Source organism: Arenibacter amylolyticus (assembly GCF_002150785.1).
Classification (GTDB): domain Bacteria; phylum Bacteroidota; class Bacteroidia; order Flavobacteriales; family Flavobacteriaceae; genus Arenibacter; species Arenibacter amylolyticus.
The window spans coordinates 38,938-65,166 of the sequence record NZ_MTAZ01000045.1 but is presented as its reverse complement, the minus strand read 5'-3'; the positions used below and the strand labels follow the sequence as shown (position 1 = coordinate 65,166).

The 26,229-nt window shown below is 40.0% G+C and carries 19 protein-coding genes and 1 tRNA gene; 12 read left to right on the top strand and 8 right to left on the bottom strand.

Annotated features, from left to right (window positions below):
* Positions 1–92 precede the first annotated feature (92 nt).
* From BV214_RS14050 to BV214_RS14030, 5 genes are all read left to right on the top strand, one after another.
* Positions 93–635 carry an AAA family ATPase gene (locus tag BV214_RS14050; protein ID WP_086478151.1) on the top strand — a complete coding sequence of 181 codons (543 nt, stop codon included), beginning with the start codon at positions 93–95 and terminating at the stop codon, positions 633–635.
* Entirely contained in the window at positions 635–2,536 is a 1,902-nt protein-coding gene (locus BV214_RS14045) for a RecQ family ATP-dependent DNA helicase (protein ID WP_086478142.1), read from the top strand. Before BV214_RS14050 ends, BV214_RS14045 begins: the two co-directional genes overlap by 1 nt.
* Positions 2,536–3,483, top strand: a complete 948-nt coding sequence (fmt, locus tag BV214_RS14040; protein WP_086478141.1) for a methionyl-tRNA formyltransferase — start codon at positions 2,536–2,538, stop codon at positions 3,481–3,483. The genes BV214_RS14045 and fmt overlap by 1 nt, the downstream gene beginning before the upstream one ends.
* 178 nt (positions 3,484–3,661) lie before the next feature.
* Positions 3,662–3,934 (top strand): HU family DNA-binding protein, encoded by a 273-nt coding sequence (locus tag BV214_RS14035; protein ID WP_086478140.1) that lies wholly within the window; start codon positions 3,662–3,664, stop codon positions 3,932–3,934.
* A 111-nt stretch (positions 3,935–4,045) separates the two neighbouring features.
* Positions 4,046–4,606: a YqgE/AlgH family protein gene (locus tag BV214_RS14030; RefSeq protein ID WP_086478139.1), complete on the top strand. Its 561-nt coding sequence runs from the start codon at positions 4,046–4,048 to the stop codon at positions 4,604–4,606.
* Positions 4,607–4,616: 10 nt separating this feature from the next.
* Here BV214_RS14030 and BV214_RS14025 read toward each other — a convergent pair whose 3' ends face one another.
* Both BV214_RS14025 and BV214_RS14020 read right to left on the bottom strand, forming a co-directional pair.
* Positions 4,617–5,462: an aminotransferase class IV gene (locus BV214_RS14025; RefSeq protein WP_086478138.1), complete on the bottom strand. Its 846-nt coding sequence runs from the start codon at positions 5,460–5,462 to the stop codon at positions 4,617–4,619.
* A gap of 52 nt (positions 5,463–5,514) precedes the next feature.
* Complete coding sequence (locus tag BV214_RS14020) at positions 5,515–5,898, bottom strand: START-like domain-containing protein (RefSeq protein WP_086478137.1); 384 nt, start codon at positions 5,896–5,898, stop codon at positions 5,515–5,517.
* A gap of 140 nt (positions 5,899–6,038) precedes the next feature.
* On the opposite strand from BV214_RS14020, the gene BV214_RS14015 reads away from it, so the two are divergent.
* Positions 6,039–6,112: transfer RNA gene (locus BV214_RS14015), tRNA-Met, on the top strand.
* A 526-nt stretch (positions 6,113–6,638) separates the two neighbouring features.
* Here BV214_RS14015 and BV214_RS14005 read toward each other — a convergent pair.
* From BV214_RS14005 to BV214_RS13995, 3 genes are all read right to left on the bottom strand, one after another.
* Entirely contained in the window at positions 6,639–6,908 is a 270-nt protein-coding gene (locus BV214_RS14005; protein WP_086478135.1) for a JAB domain-containing protein, read from the bottom strand.
* A gap of 299 nt (positions 6,909–7,207) precedes the next feature.
* Positions 7,208–8,092: a dienelactone hydrolase family protein gene (locus BV214_RS14000; RefSeq protein WP_086478134.1), complete on the bottom strand. Its 885-nt coding sequence runs from the start codon at positions 8,090–8,092 to the stop codon at positions 7,208–7,210.
* Positions 8,093–8,170: 78 nt separating this feature from the next.
* Complete coding sequence (locus BV214_RS13995; protein WP_086478133.1) at positions 8,171–10,552, bottom strand: outer membrane beta-barrel family protein; 2,382 nt, start codon at positions 10,550–10,552, stop codon at positions 8,171–8,173.
* 581 nt (positions 10,553–11,133) lie between these two features.
* Between BV214_RS13995 and BV214_RS13990 the strand changes: the two genes are divergently transcribed.
* The 4 genes from BV214_RS13990 to BV214_RS13975 all read left to right on the top strand — a co-directional run bounded on the left by BV214_RS13990 (position 11,134) and on the right by BV214_RS13975 (position 17,262).
* Positions 11,134–12,657, top strand: a complete 1,524-nt coding sequence (locus BV214_RS13990; protein WP_086478132.1) for a M20/M25/M40 family metallo-hydrolase — start codon at positions 11,134–11,136, stop codon at positions 12,655–12,657.
* Between the two features lie 501 nt (positions 12,658–13,158).
* Positions 13,159–14,631, top strand: coding sequence for a vanadium-dependent haloperoxidase (locus BV214_RS13985; RefSeq protein WP_086478131.1), 1,473 nt, complete (start codon positions 13,159–13,161; stop codon positions 14,629–14,631).
* A 418-nt stretch (positions 14,632–15,049) separates the two neighbouring features.
* Positions 15,050–15,958, top strand: coding sequence for an amidohydrolase family protein (locus BV214_RS13980; RefSeq protein WP_086478130.1), 909 nt, complete (start codon positions 15,050–15,052; stop codon positions 15,956–15,958).
* A 332-nt stretch (positions 15,959–16,290) separates the two neighbouring features.
* Positions 16,291–17,262 (top strand): hypothetical protein, encoded by a 972-nt coding sequence (locus BV214_RS13975; protein ID WP_086478129.1) that lies wholly within the window; start codon positions 16,291–16,293, stop codon positions 17,260–17,262.
* Positions 17,263–17,363: 101 nt separating this feature from the next.
* On the opposite strand, the gene BV214_RS13970 is transcribed toward BV214_RS13975, so the two are convergent.
* The gene (locus BV214_RS13970) at positions 17,364–18,077 is read right to left on the bottom strand and encodes a LytR/AlgR family response regulator transcription factor (RefSeq protein WP_086478128.1); all 714 of its coding nucleotides are present in this window, start codon (positions 18,075–18,077) and stop codon (positions 17,364–17,366) included.
* On the bottom strand, positions 18,070–19,143 hold the full coding sequence (locus BV214_RS13965; protein WP_176328523.1) for a sensor histidine kinase: 1,074 nt from the start codon (positions 19,141–19,143) through the stop codon (positions 18,070–18,072). Before BV214_RS13965 ends, BV214_RS13970 begins: the two co-directional genes overlap by 8 nt.
* 278 nt (positions 19,144–19,421) lie before the next feature.
* Between BV214_RS13965 and BV214_RS13960 the strand changes: the two genes are divergently transcribed.
* Both BV214_RS13960 and BV214_RS13955 read left to right on the top strand, forming a co-directional pair.
* A complete protein-coding gene (locus BV214_RS13960) occupies positions 19,422–21,113 on the top strand; it encodes a serine hydrolase domain-containing protein (RefSeq protein WP_086478126.1) in 1,692 nt (563 codons plus the stop codon).
* 114 nt (positions 21,114–21,227) lie between these two features.
* Complete coding sequence (locus BV214_RS13955) at positions 21,228–23,630, top strand: outer membrane beta-barrel family protein (protein ID WP_086478125.1); 2,403 nt, start codon at positions 21,228–21,230, stop codon at positions 23,628–23,630.
* Positions 23,631–23,737: 107 nt separating this feature from the next.
* Here the strand turns inward: BV214_RS13955 and BV214_RS13950 are convergent, their stop codons facing one another.
* Complete coding sequence (locus BV214_RS13950; RefSeq protein WP_086478124.1) at positions 23,738–26,023, bottom strand: glycoside hydrolase family 20 protein; 2,286 nt, start codon at positions 26,021–26,023, stop codon at positions 23,738–23,740.
* Positions 26,024–26,229 lie beyond the last annotated feature (206 nt).

Below are 26,229 nucleotides of genomic sequence, written 5' to 3'. Positions count from 1 at the left end.
AAGTATCCTTGTCAATTTTTTAATCTTTATGGTATTTCATTACTTTGCAAGGCTATTTCCGTAGCATATTGCACAACACTAAATTTCGTTATTTGAATTCTAAAAAAATTGTTATTACGGGCGGACCCAGCACCGGCAAGACCTCTATCATAAATAAAATAGAAGCGCTGGGCTACTTTTGCTTTGAAGAAATTTCGCGTCAGGTTACCTTAGAAGCAAGGAAAGAGGGGATTCCGCAATTGTTTAAAACAGACCCACTGCTCTTTAGCGAACGTATTATGGAAGGCAGAATGGCCCAGTTCCACGCGTCCCAAAAAGTAGACGAGCCTCTTATTTTCTTTGATCGCGGACTTCCAGATGTTACTGCTTATATGGATTGTTTTGGTCAGGAGTACGGTCCCCAATTTGTGAAACCCATTGAGACCCTCCGATACGATCATATCTTTTTATTGCCCCCTTGGCAAGAAATTCACGCTTCGGACAATGAGCGTTACGAAAGTTATGAAGAAGCCCTGCAAATCCATAGTTGTTTAGAAAAAACCTATAGGGATTTTGGATACACTATTATTGATGTTCCCAAGGAAACCGTAGAAGGAAGAGTTACCTTTATCCTAAATGCCTTAAAAAACACTTAGTGGAACAGCATCCCAAAGAGATTTTACAGCAGTATTGGGGATTCCCGGATTTTAGAAATTCGCAGGAAGAAATTATCCATGCCGTACTGCAAGGGAAAGATGTGATGGCCCTACTCCCCACCGGAGGAGGTAAATCTCTTTGTTATCAAGTTCCAGCCCTGGCAAAGGACGGGATATGTATTGTAGTATCCCCTTTGGTAGCCTTGATAAATAACCAGGTAGAAACTTTAAAATCCTTGGGGATAAAAGCCATTGCCCTAACTGGGGGAATCTCCTTTGAAGAGGTAAATCAATTATTGGACAATTGCCTGTACGGGAATTATAAGTTTTTATACCTCTCTCCAGAACGCTTGCAGCAAGACCTGGTTCGCGATCGCATACAACAGATGAACGTAAACCTTATCGCCATCGATGAGGCTCATTGTATTTCACAATGGGGAAACGATTTTAGGCCTGCCTATTTAAAATGTGCAGAGCTTAGGGAACTAGTGCCCCAGGCACCGGTAATTGCCCTAACGGCCACGGCAACCGATATGGTGGTCCAGGATATTTGTGAAAACCTAGGATTGAAGGAACCACTTAGGGTAAAGGATTCCTTTGCAAGAAACAATATTACCTTCAATGTGTTTTGGGACGAGGATAAGAATTATCGATTAAGGGAGCTGTGCAGGGAATGCAGAACCAGCGTCATTGTATATGTCCGCAATAGAAGAATGACGGTAACATTGACCAATTATTTAATCAATCAAGGGCAATCGGCCACTTTCTTCCATGGGGGAATCAATAAAAAGGATAAAGAAGAGCGATTAAACAACTGGCTATCCAATAAGGTTAAGGTAATGGTAGCTACCAATGCCTTTGGTATGGGGATAGACAAGCCAGATGTGGGACTGGTTATCCACTACCAGATTCCAGACAGTATGGAAAATTATTTTCAGGAAGCCGGGAGGGCCGGTCGCAATGGACAACCAGCACGCGCCGTAATGATTGTAAATCAAAAGGATGAATCCCAGGTGCGCAATCAGTTTTTAGGCTCGCTGCCAGATGTAGCTTTTATAAAACTCCTTTATAACAAACTGAATAATTATTTCCAGATTCCTTTTGGGGAAGGTAGCAGTGAGACCTACCCCCTACCCTTTAATGCCTTTTGCGACACCTATAAATTAAAAGGAAACCTCACCTATAATGGGCTGCGAATATTGGATCAGAATTCGGTAATCTCCCTCTCAGAGGCTTTTTCACAAAAAACTACCATTAGGTTTATTGCATCTAAGGGACACCTATTCCAGTATTTGGATACGCATACTAAAACTGCCCCCATCATTCAGACTATTCTACGTACTTATGGGGGGGTGTTCGACTTTGATACTAAAATCAACACCTTATTGATTGCCAAAAAAGTGAATACATCGGAACAAGAGGTAATCCGCACTTTGGAGCGATTGGCGCAGGATGAAATAATAGAATACTCCGCACAACACAACGATCTAGAAATTACTTTTTTAGTTCCTCGGGAAGATGAGCGTACCATACATATGTTTGCTCAGAAAATAAAACAAATGATTGCTGTGAAAACCGCCAATGTAGATCAAATATTGACCTACGTAAAAAACACTACGGTCTGTAGAAGCGCTCAACTCCTCTCCTACTTTGGGGAAAAACAACCTACACCCTGCGGGCAATGTGATGTTTGTCTACAAAAAAAGCCTATAGACCAAGACATCATTACCATTGTACAACAGGAGATTTTAAAACATTTACAAATACAAAAGTATGGATCCCGCGAGTTGATCCGACTACTTACGTATAAAGAAAGCTCTGTTTTAATGGCCTTACAAGGGCTGTTAGAAGACGGCAGTATAAGTATTAACTCAACAAATCAATACGAAATAAGCAAATAATGGAAAAACCTAGAATCGTATTTATGGGCACCCCGGATTTTGCGGTAGCCACTTTGGAAGCCTTACACAAAGGTGGTTTCCCCGTAGTGGGGGTTATCACTGCTCCCGATAAACCTGCCGGCCGTGGAAGAAAACTGAACCAATCCGCTGTAAAGCAATACGCTTTAGAGAACGGGCTAAATCTATTACAGCCCACCAATTTAAAAGATGAGGGGTTTTTGGAGTCCTTAAAATCCCTTAGGCCACAGTTGCAGATTGTGGTAGCCTTTAGAATGTTGCCTAAACTAGTTTGGGCCATCCCCCCAATGGGCACTTTTAATTTACACGCCTCCCTCCTCCCGGATTACCGTGGGGCGGCTCCCATTAACTGGGCCATCATAAATGGGGAAAAGGAAACGGGTGCCACTACCTTCTTTATTGACGAAAAAATAGACACTGGAGAAATATTGTTACGGGAAAGCACCTCTATTAGTGAGGACGACACTGCCGGCACGCTACACGATAGGTTAATGATACTAGGAGCCCAATTGGTCATCAAAACCGTAGAGCAGCTTATGGCTGGAGAAATAACCCCGAAAAAACAGTCCGAGGATACCGAATTGAAAGAGGCTCCTAAAATTCATAGGGATACCTGTGAAGTAAACTGGGACCAGCCAATGGAACAAGTATATAATAAGATAAGAGGATTAAGTCCCTACCCCACCGCTTGGAGTACCTTATATAATGGAGAAGATAAAAGTTTGGTCAAAATCTATAAAGCGGCCAAGGAGGAAGCTACGCACCAAATGGAAGTTGGAAGCCTCTTGGCATCTAAAAATGAGCTAAAGGTTGCGGTTAAAGGAGGCTATATGAAACTCCTAGAAATTCAACTTCCAGGAAAACGAAGAATGACCATTCGGGAGGTTTTAAACGGATTAAAATTGGAAAAAAGTGCTTATCTGCGCTAAACCCCCATGTACATTGACGCCAGCGAGAACCGTAAAAATCCTCCTACTTTATTAACAATGTCCCGAAGTTATCAACAAAATTAGCGATTTCCCTATGTTTTACTTGCGTTACTGGCAAATCCGTATAATTTTGTTGGAGTATTAAAATATAAATAATAACAATTAATTAATCGAAATTATGAACAAAACAGAATTAATAGATGCAATGGCAGCTGATGCTGGCATTACAAAAGCAGCAGCAAAGAAAGCTTTGGAATCTTTTTTAGGAAATGTTGAAAGCTCTCTAAAAAAAGGAGATAGAGTATCTTTAGTAGGTTTCGGATCTTGGTCTGTTTCCAAAAGAAATGCTAGGGAAGGTAGAAACCCATCTACTGGTAAAACAATTCAAATCGCAGCAAAAAATGTTGTTAAGTTTAAAGCGGGATCTGATTTAAGTCAGTCTGTTAACTAATCATTTTTTCAGCATACGTATAAAACACTTCCGTGTGGAAGTGTTTTTTTTTGCGAAAAACTTTCCAAATTTAGTTAAATATAGTACTTTAGGAATATAGAACCCTATGTTATGATCGCGGAAAAACCAAAAAAAGGTAAACTTCTTATCGCTGAACCGACACTTTCCGGCGATGTTTCCTTTCACAGGTCCATAGTATTACTTGCCGAACATAATGGCGAGGGTTCCGTTGGATTTATTCTCAACAAACCCCTAAATCACAACATAAACGACCTAGTCACAGAAATAGAAGCTTCCTTTCCGGTATACAATGGTGGCCCCGTAGAGCAGGACAACCTTTATTTTATCCATAAGGTACCCGATTTGATAGAGAATAGTATTGAAATTGCGGATGGTATATTTTGGGGTGGCGATTTCAGCTGTATTATAGATCTGATTAACAATCGCATTATCACTGAAAACGACATCCGTTTCTTTTTGGGTTATTCTGGCTGGTCTTCACTACAATTAGAAGAGGAGCTCCACTCCAAATCTTGGATTGTGGCCAACAATATTTACCATTGCAATATCATTCAGAAATCTGCTGATGCATTTTGGAGAGAAAAGATGTTGGAGTTAGGCGGCAACTACCTCATTTGGTCCAATTCTCCCGAAAACCCCAATTTAAATTAATTCTTCTACCCTAGTTAAGTCTTGCTGCGGCGTTTAATTTACCAACAAGGTCTTGTGCCACAGTGGTATCATACGTCTTTTTCCGATACTTACTAATAGGTTGTATCCCAACAATGGCGTTGGTGATAAACAATTCATCTGCCTTTTGAAGCTCGAAAGGGGAAATATGGGTTTCCTCGAATACGTATTGCTCCAAAGCTTCTAAGATTCCAATTAGTTTTTTACGGATAATTCCGTTTAAACAGCCGTCTTTTAAGGGGGCAGTTTTAATATGATTTCCCTTCACCAAAAAGAGGTTCCCATTAAGAGCCTCTACTACCCGCTTCTCATTGTTTACAAGGAGGCAGTTCTGATAACCGTTTTCCTTCGCAAAAACGCTACCTAGCACGTTAATAAGCTTGTTGTTGCTCTTAAGGGTAGACAACATATCTGGGTTGACATAAAAGTCTTTAAAAATTTCCACTTCATAGGCATCTTTGTTAAGCACAAAGAAGGGAGCTTCCAATGCTATGGCCTCCATTAGGAAGGAAATATCATTGGTATCCGGTAAATAGAGTCCGCCATTATTTCTAAAAACGGTGAATCGCACTCGCGCTGGGCCATTTTCCAAGGAATTTGCCGTGACGGTAGCCATGATCTGTTCTTCCAAATACTCCATGGTAAAGCTCATAGGGATTTCCATTCGCAGGATACGCATAGAGGCCATAAGCCTTAGGTAGTGGTCTTCCCAAAAGAACAGTTTGCCATTCACCACCCGTAAGGTCTCAAAAAGAGAGTCGCCATAGCGAAGTCCCCTATTTTCGTGATTTAGAAAAAATGAATCGTCGGAAAGTAGATCTCCATTAAAATTGATCATAAAAAAAGCCTTGAAAAATCAAGGCCAAAGATACATTTATTTCGTTAAAGGCCTAGGTAGACCCCAAAACTTGTTTAAGGCTAGACACCTGATTCTCCCATAGCATTTTAGATTCGGCCACCTCGTCCTCTTCTGCAAAATCCGTAATGAAGAGAGACACATCCTTAGTAATCTCATCCACAATAATGCGCATTTCAAAAAAGCTATCATCTTCTTCTGCGACCCAGGTAAACTTGACGAATTCGTCACTTTTCCGTTTTAGCATTCTTGCCTCTTCTTCCGAGCCGTCCCAGATAAAATAAAACTTTTCTCCTCTGGAGTTCACATTATCGGCAAACCACTCTGAAAGTCCGGAAGGAGTGGATATATATTGATACAGTAACTGTGGCGAGGACTGTATAACAAATTCAACTTCAAATTTAACTTTATCGTTCATTCCAATCGTATATTTATGGTTGTCAATATATATATTTATATAGGATTAAAAAATAAAAGAAGAATATTAATTTTTTTCTAATCTTATTTTGAAAGAATAGAAATTAAACTATATATTTGCAGCCGTTTTGAAATACAAATGGCGAGGTAGCTCAGTCGGTTAGAGCGTCGGATTCATAACCCGGAGGTCTCGGGTTCAACTCCCGATCTCGCTACTAGTAAACACGGGGAACCCAGGAGATTCATCTTCTGGGTTTTTTTATTGGGTAAAACATAGGTAAAACATTTTTCCCTCATTATCACCTAATATCCAACGACATATATCTTTACAACCTTATCCTTCTTCCACGAAAAACTGTCTCAATTTGAGCTAATTTAGGTTGTTTTAATAGCCAATTGTTGGTCGATTTTACTAGGAAATAATCACAGTTCCGCTACCCCCTTTTTTAAATCTTAATTATTTTTACCTTGTCTCGTCGTGTCTCCTTGCTCTTTTTTAAAGGATAATAGCATCTTCTTTAAATTTATTCCTATCCCTAAAAGTTGGATTGGAAGGATATTTCCACGGTTTTGGGTGAAAAATTATATGATTAAACGGCGAACCCGGAAAGGTCAGAGTGGTTATTGAAACTATTTTATTTACCAGCCTTTGAGTTTCTCCAACGGAAGGTAAAGCATCTGGGAAATTAGTGCAGTCCATTTTCGAATACAGTAAGAGTATAAACAATCAAAAAAAAGGGCCTATAAAAGCCCTTCATCCGCAAAGGAGTAATACCCTTCCCTGGTTATGATAATACTATCCAGCGTGGGAATATCCAATAGCTTGGAAGCATTCTTCAATTTGGTTGATATTTGCTTATCAGCTTCCGAGGGATTTAGGTTCCCAGAGGGATGATTATGGACAAGTATTATGCTATGTGTTTTAATCAGGACTGCCTGTCTGAGCACATCTTTTACCGAGATCAGACAGCCACTATCGGTTCCTGAGGTTAGATGGTGAACGTTTACCATGCCGGTCTATGCCTACCTTAACCGGTAGGCAAGCCTGCCTTAACCGGTAGTTCGCGCGTCACCCTCGGACTACATCGATAAAAACCAATCCAGTTTAAACAAACAGCCCCAGTTGATCAGGATATCACCCGTTTTAATGATTATGGAACTTCTCAATGTTCGACCCAAGTTTTCCTACTCCCCAACTAGGAACTGACTTCATTTTACAAATACCAAAACATTGGATCATTCAACATCAATAAATCAAAATTGCTAGGATAACCCGCAGCCTAGGTAAGAAAGATGATAGGCACTATGTGTCATGATAACTTATCACGAAAAAACTCAATGGTCCTACTCCATGCGAGTTCAGCCGCATCCCTATCATACCTTGGGGTAGTGTCATTATGAAATCCGTGGTTTACTTTAGGGTAGATATACGCGGTGTATTCTTTATTATGTTTTTTTAAGGCCGACTCATAGGCGGGCCATCCTGCATTTACACGTTTATCCAATTCCGCGAATTGAAGCAGTAAGGGTGCTTCTATCTTTTCAATATCTTCCGTTGGCTGTCCTCCGTAAAAGGGTACGGCTGCAGCTAGATCTGGGAGCCTCACGGCCATCATATTGGAAATCCAACCCCCAAAACAAAAGCCTACCACCCCTACTTTTCCATTACAATCCGGGTGTGATTTTAGATAGTGAAAAGCGGCTATAAAATCTTGAAGCATCTCTTCCCTATCCCTTTTCTGTTGTAGCTCGCGTCCCTCATCGTCATTCCCAGGGTAACCTCCCAAGGGAGTAAGGGCATCCGGAGCAAGAGAAATAAAGCCCTCAAGGGCTGCCCTTCGTCCTACATCCTCTATATGGGGATTTAGGCCACGGTTCTCATGCACCACCACAATTCCAGATATTTTTCCTTTAGTTTCGGCAGGCTTGGATAATAAAGCCTTCATCTCCCCTCCTCCTTTTGGGGAATTATAGGTAATGTACTCCGATTTTAACCTAGGATCCTCCTGTTTAATCTGAATTTTCTTCACATAATCGGGCGATATAAAGCTAAGCAACGAACCAACCGTGAGTCCACCTACTGCATAGGTAGCAAGCTTATCCATAAACAACCTTCTATTGACCCGGTTATGGGCATAATCGTCATAGAGATCAAACACTTCTTGTTTAATGTCTTCCTTTGTGATTTTTTTCATTTTTCCAAGATGTAAGTATGGGTTAATCTAAAATTTGTTGCACTACCCTTAGGAAGGTTTCCCTCTTATGAACGTGCATTACCGTCTTCTTTGACCGGAATATTCCATGGCCTCCCCTTTTCCAAAACCATAACTAAATCCGAAGGAAACAAATCGGCCTCTTTGTCGCGTATTATAAATTTCAAAATCTGCCTGGGCAATCTGGCTCTCATCTATCCTAGACTCAAACACATCCCGTATACTTAGGCTGAGTACCGCCTTGCCTTTAAACATACTTTTTCTTAGCCCTAAATCCATATACAGATTATCGTTTATAGTACTTTGAACAGTTTGGTAACTAGATTCATAATTACCGGTCATTTCCAGATCGATATCCTCTGGCAGTTTCAACTTTGCCATTAATTTGGCAGACCACTGATCTCCTTTAAAATCGAACACTGCGTCTTCAAACATGCCCTCCCGCTTAAACTGACTATAATTAAAGTCGCCCGTAAGAGTAAACCATTTTACGGGACTATATTTGGAATTAAACTCAATCCCATTGGATTGGTTGGTTCCAATGTTCTCTGGTCTATAGGTACTGATATTATTCTCAAAGGTAGATACGCGTTCTATAACATCGGTTGTATAGCGTCTGTAGATGCCAAGATTTAACGAGGTCTTACCCAAAATATAAATACTGGTAATCTCATAGGAATCTGTAAATTCTGGCAAAAGATCCGGATTCCCTTGGCGGATGCTATAGTTATTGCGAATGTTAAAAAAGGGATTTAAATCCCATAATCTAGGCCTGTAAATACGTTTGGAATACCCTGCTTGCAAAGAAATCCTCTCGTTAAACTTATAGGAAGTATGCACACTTGGGAAAAAGTTGGTGTAATCCTGGTCATTAGCTTCTCCGGATGTTGCCAATAAGGTGCTTAGATCTGTTTGTTCTAAGCGTAGCCCTGCTTTTATACCCCATTTTTCTCCTTCGTAGGAGGCAGTACCATAGAGCCCTAAGACTTTTTGATTGTACTCAAAAATATTGGTCAGGCCAGGATCGTTCTCAAAGACACCATTCACTAAGTTATTTACCTCATAATCATTGCTCACATCGTTCAGAACATATTGCGCGCCGGTTTCCAAGGTCCATTGGTCCGTAAACGGATTGGTGTAGTCTAACTTATACGTAAATACCGCTTCTTTAAAATCGGTTCTCGTTTGTTGGGTTGCATCATTATTATCTCCAGCAATAGTGGTGTTTACAAATTCGGAGGATTGGTCCTTCCCAAAAAAATTACCCAAGGCACTAAAGAGCAAGGTATGGTCTTCATCCCCCTTAAAATCTTTCTTATACTGCAATTCGTACTGCAATTTCGGGTTTTTGGCCTCGGTGACCTCGTTCCTTTCCCATTCGGCACTCGTATCCCCATTAGGAGCAATGGCTGCAAAGGCCGTGGACGATGGTTGCTCCTCTATTTCCATTGCAAAATTTCCGGAAAGCGTAAGTACATTGGTTTCATTGATGTGGTAATCCGTTCCCAAAACAATATTGTAATAGGTTTCATTCCGATATTCGGTACCCTTGCTAAGGATGGTGCGATTATTGGTCAAATCCACATTTCTAGTTTCAATATCATTAGGCAATTCGCGAATGCCAACTCCTAACTGACTGAAAAGATTGAATTTTTCCGTCCGCCTATTTAGACTTACCCCCACGCTATGGGTATTGGGAGCACCTGTATTTACAGAAATAGAGCCATTTAGCCCTTTTCGATCTTCCTTTTTAATAACGATATTGATAATTCCCGACGTACCCTCGGCATCGTATTTTGCAGACGGATTGGTAATCACCTCTATCCTATCTATCATATCAGCTGTAATAGTACCTAGGGCATTTCCCTGTTCACTTGCGATAATAGACGGCTTCCCATTAATCAAAATTTGAACACCCTGGCTACCGCGTAAACTTACCTGTCCCTCTATATTGACGTTTACCGAAGGGACATTATTCAGTACTTCTAAGGCACTGGCACCAGTGGTACTTAGATCTTTCCCCACATTAAACACCCGTTTGTCCAACTTAAATTCGGTGCGCGAAATTTCACCTTGTACTACTACCTCCCGTAATTGTTCGGCATTCTCGGAGAGGGCAATGGTACCTAAATCGATCTTTCGGGCTTGCCCAAGCGGTTTAGCAAAAATCTTGTTCTGAAAGCCAAGGAAACTAACTTCTATATAAAAATCGGAAGCCTCCGTCTTTAATTGGAACCTTCCATCATCCGAGGTGGTAGTACCTGCTATTGGTTTTTTGCTCTCTACTTCCGCTACCATTACGGTAGCAAAGGCAATGGGCTGTCCACTGACCTCTTCCACCACCTTTCCGGTAATGGTATAGGTGTTTTCTTGGGCAAATGATACCTGGGAATTAAGTGACAAAAAGAAAAAAGATAATAATTGAATGCAATAGTATTTCATATTCTGATTGTTAAGGTGTCCTACAGTTTGTGCGTAAACCTAAGTTGCAACTTTTAAGTTAACCCCATTAACAATTTTCTGTAAACGACATAAATGGGAATGTAAACAACACAGCTTGCACAAAATTACGTTCACATCTGTTCCGGACAATAAAAACCGATGAAAGTGAACAGCTTGTACCACTGGAAATATTAAAGTTAAAAATTATTAGCCTGATCCACTTACTACAAACCACTTATTCTATTTTCAAGACATGCAGGAATTTTGAGTGCTATCCTTTAACACCTCCACTTAAGCATCTTAGTTTGTTATATCTAAACAAGACCTAGAAGGTCCATTGAGAAGCAAAGGCGCCTGCTTGGCGCTTCAAAACAGTACCATTGTTTTTTCTTTTTTGTCATGGTCCAAAACTTAGATTTTGTACTTAACTTGTAATGCTATTTGAGTTAGTTATGCTGATGTGTTTCATCCTACCACATATATTATGATCTAAAACATGCGCAAGTTCACGGAGAAAGCAGACAAATTAGGGAGCGGGATCTAAGCATTACAAGAATAGGAATAAACCAACCGACATCGATATGAAAAGAAAATTTACTGGCCTAGTTATCCTACTCCTAATTTTTTCTTCTTTAAATGGGCAATCCCTGTCCAAAAACGACATCACCCATCTTGCCAATGAGAAATTCCCTGAGGCGCTTCAGTCTCTTAGGCAATTTCTCCAGATTCCGAATGACGGCCATTTTCCAGACCAGATAGAAAACAACTTAGTATGGTGCGATTCGGTTTTTACCGGCTTAAAATTCAACACCCAAAGAATTACTACTAGCGGGGCACCACTGCTATTTGCAGAGCGAATATTTCACCAGGAAGCTAAAACTGTATTGTTTTATCTACAGATCGATGGCCAACCCGTAGATACCACCAAATGGCTCCAACCAAATCCTTTTGTTCCGGTGCTAAAAAAGAACGTCGGTTTAAACCTATGGGAAACCATAGCCTTCCCCACAAAGCTCGATTCTTTAGACCTGGATTGGCGCATTTTTGCAAGATCGGCCTCCGATTCCAAAGGTCCTGCCATGGCCTTTATTTCTGCCCTGCAAATAATGCAGTTTAAAAAAATCACTCCTGCTTATAATATAAAAGTGATTATGGACTTTCAGGAGGAAATGGGTTCTCCCCAACTTCCTAAAGCGGTAGAGGACAACAAGGAATTATTAAAAGCAGAGATGGTATTGATTATGGATGGCACCAGACACCTATCTAACCTCCCTACCCTCACTTATGGTGCGAGGGGTATTGCCACGGCCACCTTAAGGGTCTTTGGCCCTAGATACGACCTACACAGTGGTCAATACGGTAATTTTGCCCCCAATCCCGTATTTGATACCGCAAAACTCTTGGGCAGCTTAAAGGATGAGGACGGTAAGGTTACCCTACCGGGATTCTATGACGGCATCACCCTTAGCGACAAAGAAAAACAACTACTGAACAGCCTTCCAGAAAACAAGGACAGTATTATGCAAACTTTGGGAATCGCTATCGCAGATGCAGTAGGGAATAGTTATCAGGAATCCTTGCAGTATCCCTCCCTCAACATTAGGGGACTTAGAGCTGCATGGGTAGGTAATGCGGTCCGCACCGTAATTCCCTCAGAGGTAATTGTGGAGTTCGATATGCGTTTGGTTCCCGAATCGGATGGAAATCGATTAATGGAACTCTTAAAAAATCACATTCAGCAACAGGGGTATCACTTAGTGGATGCTATCCCTACAGAATTGGAACGGCAAAACTTTAAAAAACTAGCCTCGTTTACCTATAAGCTGGGATCTAATGCATACAGAACGGATTTTGAAAGTCCTGTTGGTGTAATGCTAAATAAGGCCTTGAGTAGAATATATGGAACGGATTATGTCACTATGAGGACTACGGGCGGCTCCCAGCCCATTGCTCCTTTTATTAAAACACTGGGTATTCCGGCAGTATCAATCCGTATTCCCAATCCGGATAACAATATACATGCTCCCAACGAAAACCTGAGATTGGGTAACTTTCTAGAAGGCCTGGAAACCTGTTTGGCAATATTGGATCAGCCGATTGAGTAAATTTAGAAGAAATACTACAGGTATTTTGTCTTGAACGGTGCCAGCACCATTCTCAAAAAAATATAAATATTCCTTTGTCATATAGTACGGCACCGGTGAAATGATCCGTAAATTAAATTCCATTTTTCTTCGGTGTCTTCACTGTTATTGTTAATTACAATTTCAATCCTGTCCTTTTCTTTAACCTAATTTACTTATCAAAAGTGCCTTTCTCTACAAACGCATTGAGGATTTTTAGGAGTAAACCTTTTCTTTGGCAACATTACCTACACCTGAAACCTCATACAAATCTTAAGGTCAGCGGATTATCCAACTCTTCAAGATCATAATACGTCAATAATCCGCTATTTAAAATTTAAATAAGACATTGGTGATTAAATAGATTTTATAAAAAAATATAAATACATTAGATTAGTCCCTGAGAAACCTGAATAAACCCAACTTATTCCATTGTCCTATGGTAATGGCTTATGGAATAAAACTAATCAACCAACTAAGATTATGAAGAAAAATTACTTATTCGCACTAATGCTATTTGTTGCTATTGGATGCAAAAACAGCGCGAAAACAGAGCATAGGATTAAAAAGGAACCTATAGGGATAGATAATATCGCCTATAAATGGGGCGAAATGGCGCTGACCGCAACCGCTTATGATACAGATCGATTTCAACCTAGACCAACGATTACTTCCCGCTACTTGGGGTTGATTTTTGTCGCTATTTTTGATGCCTGGTCCCGTTTTGATGAAAATGCAATTCCGGTATACCTTAACGATGTAGAGAGAAGACCCGCCCAAGAACATTCATTGAAAAACAAGGAAATAGCAATTAGTTATGCTGGATTTCGAGCGATGAGTGAGTATTATTATTCTGATAAAGAATTGTTTGCTGATTTCATGAAGGAACTAGGTTTAGATCCAAATAACGAAAGCTTAGATCCCACTACCCCAGAAGGAATTGGCAACTTAGCTGCAAAGGCGGTAATTGCGGCCAGAATTGGCGACGGTGCCAATCAATATGGTGAGGAAGAAGGCTCAAATGGAGTTCCCTATTACAATTACGTAGGTTATGAGCCTATCAATTCTGCGGATAATAATGTGGATATAAATCGTTGGCAACCTAAATATTTTTCGGATGGAATGGGAGGCAAATTTGCCCCAGGATGTTTAACTCCTTTTTGGGATAAAGTAAAACCCATAGCCCTAAAATCTGGCGACCAATTTAGACCAGGACCACCGCCCATGGTGGGTTCTAAGCAATTAGAAGAGGAGGTTAAGGAGGTTGTAGAAATGCAGGCCAACCTTACCGATTACCAAAAAGCATTAGTAGAATTTATGCGAGATGGCCCACAATCAGTTCAACAAGCCGGACATTGGTTGCAATTTGCTCAAGAGGTATCGATTCGAGATAATCATACACTGGACCAAGATGTGAAAATGTATTTTTTTAATCAAGTTGTTGCTATGGATGCTTTTATTGCATCTTGGGATTCAAAAATGTTCTATGATTATGCTAGACCCTACGCATTGGTACATACCTATTATGATGATCAAAAAATTAAAGCTTGGGGAGGTGAGGACAAGGGAATCATAGAACTGGACGGAAACCAATGGAGACCCTATTCCCCGGAAACCTTTTTATGTCCGCCGTTTCCAAGTTATGTTTCCGGGCATAGTACCATTAGCGGAGGTTGTGCAGAAGCCTTAAAAATGTGGACTGGAAGTGATGAGTTTGGCTCCGATGCACAATTGGTAGCAGGTGCAATGACAGAACCGAATAGTTTGGGAGACACCATTACTTTAGAATTTCCTACATTCACAGAAACTGCGGAAATGGCTGGTATTTCAAGAGTTTTAGGAGGCTATCATATTCAGGCAGACAACATAGCTGGACTAGAATTGGGAAGAGATGTAGCTAAAGAGGTTTGGCAGTTTTACAAGAAACATACAGGTGAAGATAACGAACTACAATAGTTAAATATGTGCCCCGGCCGATTGGCGGGGCACATATACTTTTCAATAGAGATTCATTCCCTAAGCGAAGAAATTATGGCAACCTTAATTCCTTTTCCAAGTAAAATACTCCAATATTTAATTTAAAATGAGGTGGAACCCTTCTTATGTTCTTGTCCATTTTTCATCTAAAAAGGACTAAATTACTTATCTTTAAAGGTAGTTAGACACAGTTCCTGCCCTTTTTTTTCAATTACGGAAGTAAACTTTTATTTTAAAATAACCTCCTATGATTCGGAATGTTTACTTAGATACTCCCTTCCTATAAAAATCTCTTTATGAAAAAAATATTGGTAAAAGAAGGCTTATTCGTTATGGGGTGTGATAAGAATCCAAGCATTGAGGATCATTTTTTTTATCAAGACCTTATCATTGTGGAATGGATAGCATAAGACATAAGATTCAACTTCTTCCCAAGGGCGATGTACACAGCCATTTACATCTAAGTGCTCGCTTAGACTTACTTAAAGCTCAGTATCCGCACTTAGACCTTCCCCTACCCCAATATTACGACGGCTTTATGGGAATGATGGAGTTTATTAACCAACACATTAAACCTTTTATGAGTTCTTCGGAGAAGGCCATTGCCCTTATGGATCTGGGAATAAGGAGTAGTATAGCAGACCGTGTAACCCGCTTGGAAGCTAGTGTGGACTTAAACCTTATTAGGCTTTTTGGAAATTCGATAAAAGAATTCATCGAAGCAGTGGAAGGTTTAAAGCAAAAGTACGTGGGGGTAATCGATTTTAGGCCGGAAATCGGTATTAATAAGGACAGTTCAATTGACCTTATCAATGGATTAGCCAGGTGTTGTTTTGAAAGTGGTGTGTTCTACGGATTAGACATTTACGGAAACGAAAAAGGAAGGGATTTAAGCGGTTTTCGGCAACTATTTCTGAATGCCAAATACAAGAACCTTAAAACCAAGGTCCATATAGGGGAATTTGGGGGACCCGAAACCATAGAAGAGGCTATTATGCATCTAGAGCCCGATGAAATTCAGCACGGCATACATGCAGTAAAATCCGCCAAAACCATTCAAATGATCCTAGAAAGGGGCATAAGGCTTAATATATGTCCTCAAAGCAATATTGCCCTAGGAGCGGTTGCAGACCTACATACCCATCCCATTAGAAAGCTGTACGACGCTGGAATTAATTTAACCATCAATACGGACGATCTGCTACTCTTTAACGCTAGCCTAACAGACCAATATATAAGTCTTATGGAGCAAGGTGTTTTTTCTTTCAACGAAATAGATGGCATACGTTTAAACTCTTTACAATAATTTTCAATACACCTAGCGCTTCAACCCCCGGACAGCAGTGAAACACAAGATTAAAACTGTAGCGTTTACCCTGATATTCTCATGGAAGTCTTAGCCCTTTTCTCTCCCTGGCTAAACCATCCATTAAAATTAGTTACATGAGTATCCGTAAATTACATTATTCTCCCTGTAACGCACATTTTTTGCAGACAGAAATATTTAAACAATAAAGCACTTACCTAATGCGGTAGTAACCATTCGCAAATTGGATAAAATTACTTATTTTTATGCTAACTAAGTGCTAGTCAGCACTATATACCATTAAAAAGACCATTAACTAAATACCCGATATTATGAAAACTTTTGAAGAATACCTAGCTAGAGCCGGCTTTGTTGGAATTGTAATTATTATCTCAATGAGCCTTTTATTAATTCAGTCCTGCAAAAATGAAACGAAGGAGAAAAAGCAGGAAACCGAGAAAATAGTTAAGGAGAATGTTATAGAAATTATAACAGAGAACATGGATTTTCAAATGCCAGATACTATTACTTCAGGATGGAATACCTTTCGCTATAAAAATCTATCACCGCAAACACATTTTTTCCTGGTAGATAAGTACCCAGAGGGAAAGACCGCAAACGATGCAGAAAATCTAGTATCCCCCGTGTTCGATAGTGCTATGAAATTAATTATGGAAGGAAAGGTTGAAGAAGGGTATGCCGAGTTTGAAAAACTCCCAGAATGGTTTGGCGAAGTAGTATTTGTTGGGGGTTCTGGATTAGTCTCACCCGGCCAAATAGGGGAGACAACTCTTAAATTAGCGCCTGGTAAATACGTTATTGAATGCTATGTAAAAATGAGCAATGGTATTTTCCACACCTCTATGGGAATGACAAAAGATTTAGTAGTTTCCAATACCGATTCGGGTAATAAGCCCTTGACTGCTGATGTAGACATTAGCATTTCCAGTACCGAGGGAATTGTCTTTAACGACTCCGTTAGTGCTGGAAAACACACTTTTTCTGTATTCTATAAAGATCAAATTGCACATGAACATTTTGTTGGTCATGATATTCATCTTGTAAAGTTGGAGGAAGATGCCAATCTGGAGGAATTGGAAGTATGGATGAATTGGTCGGATCCTAAAGGTTTAATAGACCCTTCACCCAAAGGTGTAACCTTCATTGGAGGCGTTAATGATATGCCTGCAGGCAATACCGGCTATTTCACGGCAACTATAGAGCCTGGTAAATATGCCCTCATTTCCGAGGTGCCCAATGCGTCCAGTAAAAATATGCTGAAAACATTTGAGGTGGCTAAGTAACCTAAGCTAAAGGCTACAATCAGCAACTTTTGAGGGATCCTGTGTTCGGCAACATCCGTTCCCTGGTTATCTTGGGAGCATAAGATGCAGCATTTGATGAACTATAGGTTCCCCACCATTTTCATAACCTCTTCCCTATAACTTCTGCCTACCGGAATTTTAATGGATCCCATCCCAATTTGATGGCTCTCAATAATTTCCATGTGCCTTTTAGAAACAATATAAGACTTGTGCACCCTAATAAATTCGGTTGGACTCACAATTTCAAAAACATCCTTCATATTTTGCCTAGAAAGTATTTTCTTGGTTTTGGTATGAAAGGTTAGGTAGTTGCCATCCTTCTCCAAATATAAAATATCCTGAGTATTGATTTTATGAAGTTGCGGGCCGCTTTTAATATATATCGTCTTATCTCGCTCTATTGCCCTTGATGGGTTGCTCGCTGGAGTCTCAGGCACAAGTAAACTTTTAGCCTTGGCAACCGCCTTTAAAAAGCGCTTAAAACCTATGGGTTTCAATAAATAATCTACCGTGTTATGATCGTAACTCTCCAAGGCGTATTCCGAATACGCTGTAGTGAAAATTACTTTGGGTTTTTGTTCCAAAACATTTAGGAATTCCATTCCCGTTAATTTAGGCATATTGATATCCAAAAACAGCAGGTCTATCTTATTTCGCTGTAAATAATCTAACGCTTTCACCGGGTCCCTAAAACTAGCTTCCACTTGTAGCAGGTCTGTTTCCTCTGCATAGCGCTGCAGCACCTGTATAGCTTTGGGCTCATCATCTATGATTATGGTTTTAATACTACCCATCTGTCTTAATATTCAATGCTACCGTAAACCTATCCGCTGTTTCCGAAATATCTAAGGTATGGTTTTTAGGGTAAATTAAATCTAATCGTCGTTTTACATTCTCCAATCCTATCCCAGAAGCACTCTCTGATCCCCCCTTATTGTTAAACGTTTTATTTACTACCTTAAAGCGAATATTTCCATCACTTGCGTCTACCATCATATTGATAATGGAACTTTGGTCCATACTAAACCCGTGTTTAAAAGCATTTTCCACAAAGGGCAATAAAATCATGGGAGCAACCGCTACTTGATTTAAATTTCCCTTTTTATCAAAATTGATTATAAAATCATTCTCATCATATCGCAACTTCTGAATTTCTATAAAACTCTCAATGTAATCTACCTCTTTTTTTAAAGACACAAAGGACGAATTGCTCTCGTATAACATATACCGCATTAGGTTAGACAATTCGCTTATTCCGGTAGAAAGCTCGTCTATCTTATGTTTTTGGGAGATGGAGAACAAGTTGTTTAGGGTATTGAACAGGAAATGTGGATTAATCTGCGCCTTCAAAAAATTTAATTCCGTCTTTAGCTTTTCCTGGGTAATCTGGTTCCGTAGTTTTTCATTTTTAAACCATTCCAAAGTAAATGCATAGGCAAAGGATATCACCGTATAAAAAACGAAAAGCGCCATATGTAAACCGAAGGATGGGAAAAGGAATACCTCCTTTCGTGGGTCGTCGTAATAGTTCACGTATTTATTTAAGATTATACTTAAGCCCATTGCCAAGAAAATAGTAACACCTAATTTAAGCAGGTACGATCTAGTCTTTTTATCTTGAAAATAGGTTTTTAAAAACGCAAATATATTGGTATAAAAAACCAAGGCACACAAGCCCACAGTAATAGCAGTAGCCAGGGTAAATCTGTGGTCAAAGGTTATTAAAACCTTTTCTTCCAAACCATTAATTTCCTCTTCAATAATCTCTACAGTAGACACCCCAAAAACCCTAGTAATGAAGTAATAACTAAGGGTCCAAAAGAGCATGTGTAAAATTATGATCAAGGTTTTTCTAAGCATGTGTAATGGGTTTCTCCATAAAATTAGCATTTATAGTGAATATGACTAGGGCTGTTTTACAAACAACCTCAATAAAGTGATCAACAACCTAGATTGGAAATTTACGACTAAATAACAGAGAGGGGTTCTTTGGTCCCACTTACCTACCCTACATAACAAACATTTTCACAATTTAAGATCTGTTCTTAATCTTGTTTTAAGCAAGACACTCCCTACCTATTAAAGCCCATTTGCGGATCCTCTTGCCAGCCACCTAATAATCTTTAAATACAACTATCATGAAACACTCTATTCTTCTTATCCTATGCATTATGGTTAGCTTCCTAGTTCATGGACAGCAAAATTTAGGAACCCGGATGGACGAGTATCTGCAGCGAACGGAATCTTTAGGTTTCTCCGGAGCAGTACTCCTATCCAAAGATGGTGAAACCCTATTAAATAAAGGCTATGGCTATGCAGATAGGGAAAACAAGAAAAAAAACACGCCCAATGCTATTTTTTCAACAGGATCCGTTACCAAACAATTTACGGCAGCGGCTATTATGAAGTTGGAAATGATGGGAAAATTAAAAACCACCGATAAAATTACTGTTTATTTAGAGGAGGTACCCCAAGATAAGACCAATATTAGCATTCACCACCTACTCACCCATACCTCCGGATTACCAGGAGCCATTGGTGACGATTTTGAGGAAATCTCCAAAGAAGCCTATCTAAAACAAGCCCTAAACTCGGATTTAAAATTTAATCCCGGAGAGAATTTTAACTATTCCAACGTTGGCTACTCTTTACTGGCAATAATTATAGAAAAGCTGAGCAGAGTAGATTATGAGGAATTCCTCAATACCCACCTATTTACTCCAGCCGGAATGGATCACACAGGCTATCGACTTCCCAAATGGGATACCACTAATTTTGTTCACATTTATAATGGTACTAAGAACAATGGTTCCACCAAACAATTTACAAATCCAACATGGCACCTTAAAGGCAACGGGGGCATCTTGTCTACCACCAGCGATATGCTTAAATGGGTAAAGGCCTTAGAAACGGAAAAAATACTTTCTTCTGAGGCCAAGAATAAAATGTGGACACCTTACAAGAACGATTATGGTTATGGCTGGGATGTGTTGGATGATGGCGCATTAAGACAGCACGATGGCGGTAGTACATTGGGTCTAAGTGCAGAATTACGATGGTTTGTAAAAGACAACATCATTACCATGCTATTTACCAACGCCACCATCAACGGAAAATTAGCCTTTTATGTGGTGCGGGGCGATTTAGAAGCATTGGCAATGGGAGAGCAAGTTCCGCTTCCTCCAAAGTTTAATAAGGTAGAAGTCAATACCGAAACGTTGATAGGAACCTACCAATTACCATCTGGTCAGCAATTTAAAATTGAAGACAACACTGGAACCTTAGCATTAATGGTAGACAATCAGGAAATGTTGGATTTAATTTCGGATCCCGATAATTACAGTCCTAATAGTCCAGCCATGCAGTTAAACGAAAAGTTCCATAAAGCCTTTAACAAAGCCTTCAAAGAGAATGATTATAGTGGGTTCTCCTTTACCAATGCGAAGGATCTATTGGAAAGGGAAATTAAGAATGAAATTAAAATGGAAGGCCTGCAAAATCCCAAATACAAAGTGTTGAAATCATTTTTGTCCCAAAACAATAAAAATGCCTACATCACCCAAGTCGCTTTGAGTGACGATACTAATTTTAACGATGAATGCCTACTATTAAGTATCGTAACCGAAAACGGCAACTTTAAAGGGCTAGCGGTGAATTTTGATGTAATTGGACCCATGGAGCTATCCCTATACCCCATTGGGGAGAATAAATTACAGGCTTACAACCTAGACCTTAAAATGGGTGCCATTCTATCCCTACTACCCCAAAATGACCGCCACCTCTTACGGGTAAACAATATGGATATCCCTAATGTTAAGAAGGTAAAGTAGGCTCGGTAACTATTGTAAAATATTAGGGATGTAACTACTCCTTTAGCTGCCCTATACGGTAACTAACCCTATAACCCTAATCCATAGCAGAATTCTATAATAAAAACTAATAGCATGAAAATAAAGTCTAACCTCCTTCAACTGATTCTAATAGTGCTATTGCCCCTCATATCTCAATCCCAAGAGCATACAATCACAGGGAAGGTGGTAGATGGCAACAATTCTCCCCTAGAATTTGTGAACGCCATGCTCTATAAGGCAGACAGTTCTTTTATAAAAGGCACTGTGACCGATGCCAATGGGGTTTTTAGCTTAAATAATCCCCAAGCTACAGTCGCCTATCTAAAACTGCAATCCTTGGGATTTAAAGAGGTACTAACACCTATTACCTCAGCAACATCCAACATTCAATTAGGTACCATCACTCTAGAAAATGATGAGGTGGTATTGGATGAGGTGGTGCTTACCGCAGAAAAACCCCTTATAGAACGCCGGTCCGATAGATTAATCGTTAATGTGAGTAACAGCATTCTAGCAACAGGCAGCAACGGATTGGAACTTTTGGAAAGATCCCCAGGTCTTTTTATTGAAGACGGCGGCATATCGCTACGAGGACGAACAGGAGTAAATATCCAGATAAACGGGCGGCAACAACGATTGTCTGCCTCAGAATTAAACACTTATTTACAGTCCATTCCCTCCTCCCAAATAGAGAAAATAGAAATCATCCACAATCCATCTGCTGCTTTCGATGCCGAAGGTTCTGCCGGACTGGTAAATATTGTCTTAAAAAGGGACGGTAATTTAGGGACTAATGGGAGTGTAAACGCCTCCTATGGACAAGGAATTTATGATAGGAATTCTGAGGGGCTGTCCTTAAATCACCGGAGTAGAAAAACCTCCTTCTATTTAGGTCTCAACCACAACCTAAATCAAGGGTACAACCAATTATTCACCATCAGGAGGTTCTCTGAAAATGGAGCGGTTAAAGAAACCTTCGATCAAAATTCAAAATCCAAAACCCCCACCCATGCTTACCTCGCAAATATAGGGATGGATTATAGCATTGGGGAGCGTTCCACACTTGGGGCCGACCTTACTACCAACTGGTCCAGAGCAAACCAAGATGCCAATGGGAATTCTATAATCTTGGATGATACCAATACACAAACTAGCTCTTTCCTTACTGAAACAACCTCTAGAACTAACCGATTTAATTTTTCCATCAACACAAACTTCAGGACCGATTTTAGGGAGGATAAGGGAAGTTTTATCCTCAATATGGATTATGCTTCGTACGGTACGGATGCCGACCAACATTTTATCACAGATCTCACTGAAAGTGGTAATCGGTCTACGGATATATTAACCGGGGAAATTGAGGGGGATTTGAATTTATTTGTTCTAAAAGCAGACTTTAATGTAACTGAAAACCAATGGGGAGACCTTGGGTTGGGACTAAAATCGAGTTTCGTAACCAACGATAGTGATTTAGACTATTTTGATGTTGTTAATAGTAGTACCACCCCTAATAATCTCTACAGCAACCATTTTAAATACAGCGAGAATATTAATGCAGCTTATGTAAATTGGAAACTATCCAAGGAAAAATGGACCTACCAAATAGGGCTACGTACAGAACATACCCATATAGAGGGAACACAGTTAGACGGCCCTCTTAAATTTAAGCGGGATTATGTACAACTATTTCCCAGCTTCTTTTTGGAATACAAACCTTCGGAAAAAAACACCTTTGGGTTTAATGCCAATAGGAGAATAAATAGACCCAATTACAATCAGCTTAGTCCATTTAGGGCCTTTGTAGATATCACTACTTCCAGAGTAGGGAATCCTGAATTGATGCCAGAAATTGCCAACAACGTAGAGGTTATATATAATTACGACAATTGGTTAGATCTAAGTTTGGCTTATAGTAATACCTCGGATAGAATACTACCCGTACTTATCCAGGATGATGCCAACCAATCTACCGCTGTGCAATTAGTAAATATTGATGATTACAACTACCTAGGTCTAAATGCCAGTGTTTCCTTAAAACCGCTTAAATCACTCACAAGCAGGTGGGATTTGGAGTTTTTCTATAACGAGTTCCTAGGAGTTGTAAATGGCTTTAATCTCAGCGAAAAAGGGTCATCTTTTAGAATTAGGTCTTATAATACCTATAGGTTTGGCAAGGGATGGTCCACAGAACTCAGCGGATTTTACCAGCCCCTTTATAACTTTGGAATCAGCAGCTTTGAATCGCGCTGGAAGGTAGATTTCGGCATCCAAAAATCTATCTTCAAGGAGAATGGAAAAATAAAATTTGCCATCACCGATATATTTTGGAAGTACTATCCCAGAGGGTATACAGATTTTGGGAATATCAACGAAGATTTTAGAAGCCTTCGCGATACACGCGTAGCTACCCTATCCCTCACTTATAATTTTGGCAATAAGAAAGTAAAGGTCAATAAAAATGAAGGAGGGGCCAAAGAAGAAAAAGAAAGAACCTAACTGCAATACCGGTTACGTATAGCAGTGTACTTAGTTTTCTCGCTCCTCCTGCAATCACCAACTTAATCATTGGTGTATTACAAGCATGAATGAGCGTTTATACAGCATTATTTAATAGATATTTCATCCATGAATATCCAGGCATCCCCTTCTCTCACGTGCCATTCCGGTAAGGTCTCCCTATTTTTGGCGGAAATTTTAATATGGGAAACGGCTTGTTTCTCAAAACTGGCCTCAATTCGTTTAATTATGGGTTCCCTTTTCTCCTCAGTTTCCAAACTTTGGTCCAAAACGGTAGTAAAAGTTTCCCCATCCCCTGATACGGAGATAGTAACCTGGGTGGGGAGCATTACGGAGGTAGCTCCTATGTCTTGGTAGTAGTTAAGCCCTACAAAAGATAACTCCTTAGCATTGCCCAATTCTACCACCACTTCAAAATCCTCTTTTGGAATCCCCTGCCAGTTGGGATCGTCCCCCCGAACAGTAGCAAACTTATTATTGATAAGGGCCCTATCCCCACCACCACTATAAGTTTCGTTATAGGCATTGGTGTAGCGTACGGAGGCCTGCTCCAACAATCCGGTAGAAAACATCTTTATCAATGGGAATCCGATGGGTTCTCCTTTTCTAAAGGTTTGTGCCCTTAGATCAATGGAAGAGGTATAAGTTATGGGCTCAGTATAACGCTCAGCGTCCCTAGTAGGCTCGGAACCGTCCAAGGTGTATCTTATATCATATTGATCTAGTTCGTTAAACAGCTGCAGTGTAAACACCTTATTTTCCTTGTCATAATTCACCTCGTAGTTAGGGGTCATAGCACTACCTGCAAAATTATAACCCAATTCCTGAAACCGATCCAACTGATGATCTAACTTCTTTATAAAATACTCCTTATCCTTATTTTCAGATCTAGTCCAGAGTGCCTCCGAAAGTGCACTTAGCCTAGGGAGCATCATATATTGTGCGTGACTCAAAGTTTCTATCTGTTCTGTCCAAAGATTGGCTTGTCCCCCCAATATATGGTGTCTTTTATCCGCTAGGATATCCGTAGGAATGGGATTGAAATCGTACACCTTCAACAAATTATTATAACCGCCCCAGGAAGGAGGTTCAAATTCACTTTTCCCCTGGCCATGGTCAAAGTACAATGGGTCTCCGGGTGACATTACCACGTCGTGTCCGGTATTGGCAGCCTCTATTCCACCAGCAATGCCTCTCCAAGACATTACGGTGGCCCTTTCGGGCAAGCCACCTTCCAAAATTTCGTCCCATCCAATAAGTTTTCGGTTTTTGGAATGAATAAATTTCTCCATTCTCTTTACAAAGTAACTCTGCAATTCCTCGCCGTTTTGTAGATTTTCCTCTTGCATTCTCAATGTACATTTATCACAATTCAACCAGGACTCCTTCCCTACCTCATCCCCTCCAATATGCAGGTATTCGTAAGGGAAGAGTGCTACCACCTCACTGATGATATTTTGTAAAAATTGGAAGCTGCCATCATTCCCTGCACAGTACACCCCGGTAATGTTCTTACTGTCACAAGAAAATTCCGGATAACACTGTAGCGCAGCCTCGGAATGTCCCGGCATTTCAATTTCAGGAATTACATCTATATACCGGTCCTTAGCATAGGCAACAATTTCTCGGATATCATCTTTGGTATAGTATCCTCCATATACCGTTCCGGAAGCATCTTTTTCGGTTACTTCAAAGTCTTCCCAAGGCTTTTTATTTTTCTTTACTTTTCGCCATGCCCCTTTATTGGTAAGTTCTGGGTAGGCATCGATCTGGATACGCCATCCAATACCATCTACCAAATGCCAATGAAATTTATTCATCTTGTGCATGGCCAAAATATCTATAACCTTCTTAACGGAATCCTTGGGCATAAAATGACGGGATACATCCAACATCATTCCCCGCCAACCAAAGGCGGGGGCATCATTAATAGTTATATAATTTAAAAGAGGCTCCTTTATGGAAGCCCTTGGAGATAATAATTGTTTTAAAGACGCTACCCCATAAAATATCCCTTGGTAAGTCGCACCTTGTATCAACACCCCCGTTTTATCTACGGTGAGACTATAGGAACCTACGGGATTATCTTCCTCAGAGCGCACCAAACTAATGGCGTTGGATTGACCGGTGTTGGTTACTTTTAAATTCAAATTAAAATTGCTCTCCAGAAAAGAGTTTATTTCTTCTGCGAGCTTCTTCGCCTCTTGGGTAGCATCTATTACAATGACGGTATTTTCACTGATTTTAAATGCCCCATCGTGGTAAGCAATCTGGTTGGGTTGCGGAATGATGCCTGTGATGACCGGTGCTTTCTTATTGCAGGAGGCAACTAGTATGTAGAGTATAGGAAGAATAAATTGGTAAGCTTTCATTGGTGGTCCCGTTTTGTTATTTGGTAAAAATAATCAAATCCAACAGCGCACCAATTTTTTGATTTTCCATGACATATAGGGTTCATCAAACAGTGTGATCCTCAATCATTTATTTATTAGCTAATTTTAGACATAGTATGCTCCTTTATTTATTTGATTACACCAAGGCTTAAAATCGGATCCATTGCGCTTTAGGACATTTGATA